The 3,217-nt window shown below is 55.4% G+C and carries 2 protein-coding genes and 1 pseudogene; all 3 read right to left on the bottom strand.

All coding sequences use genetic code 11. From position 1 onward, the window contains the following. Window positions 1-791 (bottom strand): annotated as a pseudogene (locus ACIQ5B_RS10860) (F0F1 ATP synthase subunit beta); the annotation flags it as partial. 27 nt (window positions 792-818) lie between these two features. Then, window positions 819-1,700, bottom strand: coding sequence for a F0F1 ATP synthase subunit gamma (locus ACIQ5B_RS10855; protein WP_397599026.1), 882 nt, complete (start codon window positions 1,698-1,700; stop codon window positions 819-821). Between the two features lie 84 nt (window positions 1,701-1,784). Continuing rightward, window positions 1,785-3,217, bottom strand: a 1,433-nt coding sequence (gene atpA / locus ACIQ5B_RS10850; RefSeq protein WP_397599025.1) for a F0F1 ATP synthase subunit alpha, incomplete at its 5' end; no start/stop codon positions are given.

The raw sequence follows: 3,217 nt of genomic DNA, 5'->3' as shown, positions 1-3,217 counted from the left end.
GCAACCTTTGAACCTTCTGGGGTTGGGTTGCCGTCGGCGTCCTTGGCGATAACGCCTGCGTCGAGGAATTCATGGTACAGATCGTTACCTTCGCGGGTACGCTCACCCACGCCAGCAAACACCGAAACGCCGCCATGGCCCTTTGCGATGTTGTTGATCAGTTCCTGAATAAGAACGGTCTTACCAACGCCGGCACCGCCGAACAGACCAATCTTGCCGCCCTTTGCATAAGGTGCGAGAAGGTCGATAACCTTAATACCGGTGACGAGAATTTCCGCTTCGGTGGACTGGTCGGTGAACAAAGGCGCTTCTGCGTGGATTGGGCTCGACTTTGCCGCGCCAACAGGGCCACGCTCGTCGATTGGTTCACCAATAACGTTCATGATGCGGCCAAGGGTCATTGGACCAACTGGAACCGAAATCTGCGCACCGGTGTCACGCACGGGCTGACCGCGGGTCAAACCTTCGGTCGCGTCCATTGCGATCGTGCGAACGGTGTTTTCGCCAAGATGCTGGGCCACTTCAAGGACAAGGCGGTTGCCGTTATTGTCGGTTTCAAGTGCCGACAAAATGGCGGGCAGCTGGCCAGTGAAGGTTACGTCGACAACAGCGCCGATGACCTGTGAAATGCGGCCCGTTGCACCGGCAACGTTAATCGCGGTTTGGCCAGCACCAGCTTTTTTAGCGGGAGCCTTGGCTGCAGCGGCTTTTTTCACAGGCGCTTTTTTAGCGGCTGCGGCGGGTGCTGCGGCCTTTTTGGGAGCGGCGGTCTTCTTCGGGGCGGTTGCCATTTGCTTCTTCCTTGCCTTTGGATGTCGTTAAAGCGCTTCTGCGCCTGCGATAATTTCGATAAGTTCAGTGGTAATCGCCGCCTGACGCGTGCGGTTATATTGAATAGTCAGCTTGTTGATCATGTCGCCCGCATTGCGCGTTGCGTTGTCCATTGCGGTCATTTTCGAACCCTGCTCGGACGCAGCATTTTCGCGGTTTGCGCGAAGCAACTGAACGGCAACATTGCGTGGCAGCAAGTCAGCGAGGATTTCTTCTTCGTCTGGCTCATATTCAACCGTTGCAGAAACGCCCATGGCATCGCCTTCACCCGTAGTAACAGCGACGGGCATCAGCTGAATTTGCGTTGGCGTTTGCGTAAGGACGTTTTCGAACTTGCTGAAAAACAGATGCGCGACGTCAAATTCGCCCGCTTCAAAACGTGCGGTCAAATCTTCGCCCCATGCTTGCACATCAGCGTAAGTGAGCTTGCCCAAATCGCCTGGTTCAATGCTGTGGATGATATCGCCACGGAACGTCCGGCTGAGCTGATCGCGGCCTTTCTTTCCGATGGTGTAGAATTTAACGGTCTTGCCTTCGGCCTTCAACGCCTCTGCCTGACGGCGGGCAAGACGGACGATATTGGTGTTGAATGCGCCAGCAAGGCCCTTGTCGCTGGTAGCGACAACGAACAGATGCACGTCGCTGTTGCCTGAACCAGCAAGCAGCTTTGGCGATTGTGGACCGACCGTTACCTTCGACGCGATGCTTGATACGACCGCTTCCAGTCGTTCGGCATATGGGCGTGATGCTTCTGCTGCTTCGGTTGCCCGACGCAGTTTTGCAGCAGCGACCATTTTCATCGCCTTGGTGATCTTCTGGGTCGACTTGACCGAGTTGATCCGCATTTTGAGGGCCTTAAGAGACGCCATCTATTCTTCCCTTTGCCGTCACCCTGAACTTGTTTCAGGGTCTTAATTAAGATGCTGAAACAAGTTCAGCATGACGGGTGATTGTTAAGCGAAATTCTTCGTGAACTTGTCGAGAGCCGCCATCAGCGCCTTCTTGCTGTCGTCGCTGAAGTCGCGGCTGTCGCGGATTGTCTTCAGGATGCCAGCATGGTTGGCACGAAGGTCAGCCAGCATGGCGTCTTCATAGCGGTTCACGTCGGCGACTGGAATGCCGTCGAGATAGCCATTTGTACCGGCGAAGATTGACGCAGTCTGCTCTTCGAAAGGCAGCGGCGAGAATTGCTTCTGCTTCAACAGCTCGGTCAAGCGCGCACCGCGGTTCAGCAGCTTTTGCGTCGACGCGTCGAGATCCGAACCGAACTGCGCGAACGCAGCCATTTCGCGATATTGTGCAAGCTCAAGCTTAATCGAGCCCGATACCTTCTTCATCGCCTTTGTCTGTGCAGCCGAACCAACGCGGCTAACCGACAGACCAACGTTAATCGCAGGGCGGATACCCTGGAAGAACAGGTCGGTTTCAAGGAAGATCTGACCGTCGGTGATCGAAATCACGTTGGTTGGAATATAGGCCGAAACGTCACCAGCCTGTGTTTCAATGATCGGCAATGCCGTCAACGAACCACCGCCATTGGCATCGGACATCTTTGCCGCGCGCTCAAGCAAACGGCTGTGGAGATAGAAAACGTCACCAGGATAGGCTTCACGGCCTGGAGGACGACGCAGAAGAAGCGACATCTGGCGATAGGCAACAGCTTGCTTCGACAAATCGTCATATACGATGACGGCGTGCATGCCGTTGTCGCGGAAATATTCACCCATCGCAACGCCGGTGTACGGCGCGAGATACTGAAGCGGTGCAGGCTCCGAAGCGGTTGCAGCGACAACGATCGAATATTCCATCGCGCCTTGTTCTTCCAATGCACGAACGATTTGCGCAACGGTCGAACGCTTCTGACCAACGGCAACGTAGATGCAGTAAAGCTTCTTCGATTCGTCAGTGCCCTTGTTCACTTCCTTCTGGTTGATGAACGTGTCGATGGCGACAGCGGTTTTACCGGTCTGACGGTCACCGATGATCAATTCGCGCTGGCCACGGCCAACAGGAACGAGTGCGTCGAGCGCCTTAAGGCCGGTCTGAACAGGTTCCGAGACCGATTGACGCGGAATGATGCCGGGCGCTTTGACTTCAACGCGGCTGCGCTGTGTGGTCTTGAGCGGGCCCTTGCCATCAATTGGGTTGCCAAGGCCGTCAACGACGCGGCCAAGCAGTTCCTTGCCGACAGGAACGTCAACGATGGTGCCGGTACGCTTTACAACGTCGCCTTCACGAATTTCGCTGTCGGTTCCGAAAATAACGACACCGACATTGTCCGCTTCAAGGTTCAAGGCCATGCCCTGAATACCATTAGCGAACTCGACCATTTCACCAGCCTGAACATTGTCGAGGCCGTGAATACGGGCGATACCGTCACCAACTG

This window comes from Sphingorhabdus sp. (assembly GCF_044374345.1).
In the GTDB taxonomy this organism is placed as follows: Bacteria; Pseudomonadota; Alphaproteobacteria; order Sphingomonadales; family Sphingomonadaceae; genus Sphingorhabdus_B.
This window is presented reverse-complemented; position numbering and strand designations above follow the sequence as displayed.

Excerpts from the sequence above, each read along its gene's own strand:
- ACIQ5B_RS10855 (WP_397599026.1), bottom strand. The coding sequence starts at position 1,700 with ATGGCGTCTCTTAAGGCCCTCAAAATGCGGATCAACTCGGTCAAGTCG.